Source organism: Pseudactinotalea sp., from assembly GCF_048594945.1.
Lineage (GTDB): Bacteria > Actinomycetota > Actinomycetes > Actinomycetales > Beutenbergiaceae > Pseudactinotalea.
The window spans coordinates 1-6,433 of record NZ_JBMDXJ010000270.1; the positions used below are offsets into that span (position 1 = coordinate 1).

The 6,433-nt window shown below is 71.4% G+C and carries 6 protein-coding genes; 5 read left to right on the forward strand and 1 reads right to left on the reverse strand.

Annotated features, from left to right (window positions below; all coding sequences use genetic code 11):
- The 5 genes from ACOJSN_RS11715 to ACOJSN_RS11735 form a co-directional block, all read left to right on the forward strand.
- Positions 1 to 391: 6-phosphofructokinase (locus tag ACOJSN_RS11715; protein WP_420112679.1), on the forward strand; the 391-nt coding region annotated here is incomplete at its 5' end.
- Positions 392 to 466: 75 nt separating this feature from the next.
- Positions 467 to 1,318, forward strand: coding sequence for an ABC transporter substrate-binding protein (locus ACOJSN_RS11720; protein ID WP_420112680.1), 852 nt, complete (start codon positions 467 to 469; stop codon positions 1,316 to 1,318).
- 102 nt (positions 1,319 to 1,420) lie between these two features.
- Positions 1,421 to 2,050 (forward strand): LysE family translocator, encoded by a 630-nt coding sequence (locus tag ACOJSN_RS11725; RefSeq protein ID WP_420112681.1) that lies wholly within the window; start codon positions 1,421 to 1,423, stop codon positions 2,048 to 2,050.
- A gap of 59 nt (positions 2,051 to 2,109) precedes the next feature.
- Complete coding sequence (locus ACOJSN_RS11730) at positions 2,110 to 2,967, forward strand: amino acid ABC transporter permease (RefSeq protein ID WP_420112682.1); 858 nt, start codon at positions 2,110 to 2,112, stop codon at positions 2,965 to 2,967.
- A complete protein-coding gene (locus ACOJSN_RS11735; protein ID WP_420112683.1) occupies positions 2,964 to 3,746 on the forward strand; it encodes an amino acid ABC transporter ATP-binding protein in 783 nt (260 codons plus the stop codon). Before ACOJSN_RS11730 ends, ACOJSN_RS11735 begins: the two co-directional genes overlap by 4 nt.
- A 43-nt stretch (positions 3,747 to 3,789) precedes the next feature.
- On the opposite strand, the gene ACOJSN_RS11740 is transcribed toward ACOJSN_RS11735, so the two are convergent.
- Entirely contained in the window at positions 3,790 to 6,183 is a 2,394-nt protein-coding gene (locus tag ACOJSN_RS11740) for a family 43 glycosylhydrolase (protein WP_420112684.1), read from the reverse strand.
- Between the last annotated feature and the right edge of the window lie 250 nt (positions 6,184 to 6,433).

A 6,433-nucleotide genomic window follows, 5' to 3' on the forward strand; every position in this document is an offset into this window, starting at 1 on the left:
CCAGCTGCTGGTCAAGAACGCCAAGACCACCGAGGCGCAGCGCGCCGCTCGCACGCACCTCAAGCACGTCGAGGATGCCCAGCGCGAGCACACCTTCACGCTCGCCCGGCAGCTCGAGGCGGCCACCGACCTCGAGGCGCGCGTGACGATCCTGGGGTACGTGCAGCGCGGCGGCTCGCCCTCGGCGGCCGACCGGGTGCTCGCGACCACCCTGGGTGCTGCGGCCGCGGACCTGGTGCACGCGGGGGAGTTCGGCGTGATGGTGGCGGCGCGCGGGAGCGGGACGCAGCCGGTGCCGCTCACGGACGTCGCCGGAAAGGTCAAGCTGGTCCCGGCCGAGCACGAGTGGATCTCCGCAGCACGCAAGGTGGGCACCGGTCTCGGCGACTGAGCGGACCAGCGGCGAGAGCCGCCGTCGGGCGCTCGGGGACCTACGCTGGTCGCGGAGACGACCGAGAGGACCCACGTGCGCGCTACCCGCGTTCTCGCTGCCGCGAGCCTGCTGCTGCTGGCTGCCGCCTGCAGCACCCCGGACGAGGGCGGCAGCCCGGGGGCGGACAGCGGCAGCGCGCTGACCTGCGACCCTGCCTCGTTGCCCACGCTGACCGAGGGCACCTTCACGGTCGGTACCAGCGTTCCCTACGAGCCCTGGTACGTGGGGGAGGACCCGAGCACGGGGGAGGGCTTCGAGTCGGCGCTGGTGTACGCGGTCGCGGAGCAGCTCGGGTACGCCGCCGATGACGTGGTCTGGGAGCAGGTGACGTTCGAGCAGATCGTCGCGCCCGCTGCGAAGCCGTTCGACATCGCCGCCTACCAGACCTCGATCACCCCGGAGCGGGAGCAGGCGGTGGACTTCTCCAGCCCGTACCTGACCACCCGGCAAGGCGTGGTGGTGCAGGGTGAGGGCGACCTCGCCGGCGCCACGACCCTCGCCGAGCTCGAAGGCGTCCGCGTGGGCGTGACCGCCTCGCAGACGTCGCTGAGCCTCGCCGAAGCAGCCTGGGGCGACGCCGTGGAGCTCGTGCCGTACGACGACGCCGGCCTCGCGATGCAGGCGCTCAGCAACGACCAGGTGCAGGCTGTGGTGATGGACGTGGACCAGGCGGTCGCCGCCACCACGGTGTACTTCCCGGACACCGCGGTCATCGGCACGCTGCCCGATGGCGGCGTGACCGAACAGCTCGGCCTCGTGCTCGACCTCGACTCGCCGCTGACCGACTGTGTCTCGGAGGCCGTGGACGCCCTCGAGGCCGACGGCACCCTGGCGGACCTGCGCACCGAGTGGCTGAGGTCCGACGACATCCCTGAGCTCGGCTGACGAAAGGGCGAGGAAAGGGGGGCCCTCCAGGCTGTCCGGGTCAGTGCCCGAGTAGCTGCGAGGTCGGCAGCGGTCTCGGGCGTGGTTGCCACGGAGAGTCCGATGCCACTACCCAGCCCGGAGACGACGCTGGCGTTCCTGCTCGCCACCGTGGTCGTGGTGGTGGTACCGGGCCCGTCGGTCACGTTCGTCGTGACCCGCAGCGTGCAGCAGGGCACCGCCGCCGGACTTGTCTCGATGCTCGGTCTCGAGACCGCCGCAGCCGTGCACGCGGGGCTGTCGGTCGCAGGCGTGAGTGCGCTCCTGCACCTCGTCCCGATGGGTGTGCAGCTGCTCTCGTGGGCGGGCGCCGGCTACCTCGTCTGGCTCGCTGCGCTGGCGTTGCGTCAGTCCCGCCGTGCCGGGAGCCCGACGGCGGCGACGATCCCGGCACGACGCAGGCGCCTGTTCCTGGACGGCTTGCTGATCGATCTCCTCAACCCCAAGACCGCGCTGTTCTTCCTGGCGTTCCTGCCCCAGTTCGTGGATCCCGGGCGCGGGGCGGCCCACGTCCAGATCGCGGTGCTGGGAGCGGCGTTCGTGATCGTGGCGGGTGTGTGCGACAGCGCCTACGCGATCACCGCCGGTCGTCTGTCGCAGCGGCTGCGGTCCTCACGGCGCGCACAGAGATGGCTCGCGCGGACATCGGCGGCGGTGTACCTGGCTCTGGCGGCGGTCGCGGTCGTCTGGTGAGCCCGGGCGGGGTCACCGCCGGCCGTGCGCCAGACTGTTCCTGTGAAGCGAGGCGGAGGGTGACCTGGGAGCCGTCGCCGCTGGCGGTGGAGCGGGCCGCCTACCGCGCGAGGCGGCGCCGGCGCTCGTTCCTGCTCGCGCTCGGATCCACGCTGGTGCTCGTGGCCGCCGCGGTGCTCGTGGTGGTGACCTCACCCGGCTGGGAGCGCACCCGGGACTCGTTCTTCGACCTCGACGTCGCCGCCGAGGTGCTGCCGGGGCTGGTGCAGGGACTGTGGCTCAACATCCGCGTCTGGGTGCTCGCCGTGGTGATCTCGCTGCTGCTGGGTCTGCTGCTGGCGATCGTGCGGACGACGGCGTCCCCCGTGCTCTTCCCGCTGCGGGCCTTGGTCGCGGCGTACGTCGACATCTTTCGTGGGTTGCCGCTGCTGCTCGTGCTGCTGCTGGTGGGTTTCGGACTACCGAGCCTGCGACTGCCATGGCTGCCCATCGACGCCGTGTATCTCGGCACCGGCGCGATCATCCTCACCTACACCGCCTACACGGCAGAGATCTTCCGGGCCGGCATCGGTGCAGTGCATCCAGCCCAGGTGACGGCGGCGCGTGCGCTCGGGCTCACGCGCGGTCAGACGACCCGCACGGTGGTGGTGCCGCAGGCGGTCCGCAACACCACACCCGCGCTGCTCAACACCGTGGTGTCGCTGCAGAAGGACTCCGGACTGATCTCGATCCTCGGCGCCGTCGACGCCATCCGGGCCGCCCAGATCGAGGTGACCGGCGCGTACAACTTCACGCCGTACGTGGTGGCGGGCCTGCTGTTCCTGCTGATCTCGATCCCGCTCACACGTGCGGTGGACGCCTACAGCGAGCGGCGCGGGTGGGGCGCGACCCGACCGGCCGCGGGGGTGGCGCGATGACCGACCGGGTGAGCGACGCCGTCGAGGGCCTCGACCCGACCGCGGTCCTGAGCGTGCGCGGCCTGCGGCTCGGCTTCGGCCAGTACCTCGTGCTCGACGGCCTCGACCTCGATGTCCGCGAGCACGAGTGCGTGGTGCTGCTCGGCGCGTCCGGCTCGGGCAAGTCCACGCTGCTGCGCGCGATCGACCTGCTGGAGGAGGTCGAGGACGGTGTGATCGCGCTGCGAGGCGAGGATGTCACCGACCCGCGCGTGAACGCCGACCGGGTGCGCGCGCGGCTGGGGCTCGTGTTCCAGGCCTTCAACCTGTTCGGCCACCTGACCGTGCTCGACAACCTCACGCTCGCGCCACGGTTGGTCCACGGACAGGATCGGGATACGGCCGAGGCGGCAGCGCTGGCGATGCTCGAGCGCGTCGGCCTCGCCGGGCGGGAACGCGCCTACCCCGAGCAGCTCTCCGGCGGGCAGCAGCAGCGCGCTGCGATCGCGCGTGCCCTGGTGACCTCGCCGGATCTGCTGCTGCTCGACGAGGTCACCTCGGCGCTCGACCCTGCGTTGGTGGGGGAGGTGCTCGACCTGCTCGCGGAGGTTCGCGCCGCCGGCACCACGATGCTCGTGGCCACCCACGAGCTCGGCTTCGCCCGCCGCGTCGCCGATCGGGTGTGCTTCCTCCACGAGGGCCGGGTGTGGGAGAGCGGTCCGCCGTCGATCATCGACACCCCGACGACGGCGGAGCTCGCCGCGTTCCTCGGCTCACCGCCGGACCGCGTTCGCGGGTGACTCGCAGTCACGCTGTGGCTGCGAATCACCCGCGTCGGGACGCTCAGGCCTGCCTGATGCGGAACTCGTCGAACGTCGCCACCGTTGATGGGCTCTCGCCGCCGCCGGCGTGGAGGCCGATCTGCACGTCGGTGCCGGCGGGCATGGTCCAGGTCATGCCCCAGCGCCAGGTCTGGCCGCCGTCGATCGAGAAGGCCGAACGGTAGAGCTGCTCACCCTCGGCGTTGTGCGTGCGCACGATCCGCAGCGTGATCTCGGTGGCGGGCGGGCCGTCGAGGTGACCGCCCTGCACGGGGATGCCGCCGCCGTCGCGCTTGGTGAAGAACTCCACCACGCGTGCGGCGCCCAGCGCGACCGAGCTGAGTCGGACGAACTGCTCGCCGTCGGCGTATACCACGAGGCCGCCCTGCTGGAAGTTGCGCACGGTGTCGGTGCCGAGGTCGAGAACGAGGTCGGTCTCGATCACCCAGTCGCCCTCGGGTGCCTCGCGCAGCAGTGCTGGACCGCCGTCCCCTCCGGCGAGGTCGCCGGAGGTGAGCGGCCACTGGAGGGAACCGTTCTCGGCGGTCAGGCCGGGGTGCTCCTGCAGGATCGTCCAGCCGTTCGCGAGCACGTCGTCGAGGTCGCCGTCGAAGGACTCGGTCCAGGTGACGTCGCCGACGGTCGGGTCCGGCACGCGCTCCGGTGCGTGCGCCAACGGTGCGACCGAGAGGTTGTCGAGCTCGGCGACACCGCCGCGGGCGAGCAGCGACAGCAGACCCTGCGCGCCACCCGGAAGGTCGGCCTCGGTCACCGCGACCGGGTCGCCGAGGCGGGATTCCTGGAGCTCGGCACGAACGCCCTGGCTCGTGAGCGTCACCACGAGCGTGTGCCACTGGCTCAGGTCGAGCCGCTCGGGGAGGGCAGCGGACGTGGTGCTGGTCGTCCGGCGATGGGTGGTCCGCAGCGAGAGGGTGCGATCGTCCTCGTCCAGGCAGATCCGCGCCTGGTTGTGCAGACCGTCGACCCGCACGCACGCCTCCGCGCCTGCCTCGAGCCGGACGTCGGTCTCGAACCGGTTCTCGCCGCGTACGAGCTCGCGCGCAGTCGCGACTCCGGGCAGGAATCGGCTCGGCGCCAGCACCGCGACATCCCCCGCATCGGTGGTCGTGTCCGGCTGCGACGTGAACGATCCGGTCAACGGCAGGAAGGCACGGCCGGCAGCGGGGTCGTCGGTGACGATGCCCATCGCCGACCCGAGGGTGGGTCCGGGCACCGGGCTGTCGCTGGGGCCCGCGCCCGCGTTGACCACCGGCCAGCCATCGATCCAGTCGAGCCGGTCCACGAGCATCGGGCGTCGGTTGATGCCACCGGGCTCGTTCAGCCAGCCGTCGTCGCGATCGATGCCGTGGTAGACGATCCAGTCCTGCCCGGCGTTGTCGGTGAGCACCGCGTGGTGACCCACGCCCACCCACCGGTTCCCGTTCGAGGCGAGTACCTGGGTGCCGCCGGCCGCGGAGTCGAGGAGCGAGACGCCGTCGGCGTCCACGAACGGACCCATCGGGCTCTCCGAACGGCCCACGAACACGCTGTACCCACTGGCCACCGCCGAGCAGCAGCCCGCAGCCGACAGCATCAGGTAGTAGTAGTCGCCGTGCCGCAGCACGTAGGAGCCCTCATATCGGTCGCTCACCGCCACCTGGGTGAGCTCGCCGACGGCGGAGCGCCCGGTCTCGTCCAGCCGCGTCACGTGCGGACCACCCGCGAAGCCACCAACATAGAGATAGATCGCGCCGTCGTCGTCCACGAAGACCGACGGGTCGATCAAGCCCTGGTAGGACGGCGGGTCTCCCGAGTCGGGAATGGCTACCGACTCCAGCACCGGGTGGCCGATATCGGTCCACGGCCCGGCCGGTGTCGGGGCGGTCGCCAGCCCGATGCCGGGGTCGTTGCCCGGCTTCGCAGCCGAGTCGGTGACGGTGTAGTAGAGGCGGTACTCGCCGTCGACGTAGCGCACGTCCGGTGCCCAGAAGAACGAGCCCTCCGCGGCCCACTCGGGGCGGGTGTCCTGGTCGAACACCGTGCCGAGGTACTCCCACTCGGCGAAGTCCTGCGTGCGCGCCATGTGCATCAGCCCGAACTCGCCGCCGCTGACCAGCGGGTCGCTGGTGGCGTACGCATACCACCAGCCGTCCATGCCTCGCAGTACCGCGGGGTCGGCGTAGCTGTCGGCGAACGGCGACGACACCGGGTTGGTGATCGTGGCTGGCTCGGGGACCGGGGTCGGGGTGACCGACGACGCCGTCACGGCGCGGTCGTCCTGCGGGTCCACTGCGGGATCGGAGCTGTCGTCGGCGTCATCGGCTGTCGCCGGAGCGGCAAGGCCTCCGAGGGCCAGGGCCACTGCCACAGCGGCCAGCGCCACGCGCATCCGGGGTGATCGTGGGGAGTTCGACATCGGTGTCCTTTGTCTGCTCGACCCGCACCGTCACGGGCTCACGTCCGATCGAACATACCGATACAGCGCTGTAAATCTCAACCCCTTGGGCATGGACGGATCGATCCCGACGTGGGGTGGCTGGGGAGCGGGCGCGCAGCTCCAGAGGCCAGGGGTCTCACGTGCCCTTCGGGTGCCAGACTGTCTTGGTCTCGGTGAAGGCGAGGATCTGCCCGATCGACTGGTCGGTGCGCCATGTCGGCTCGGAGTC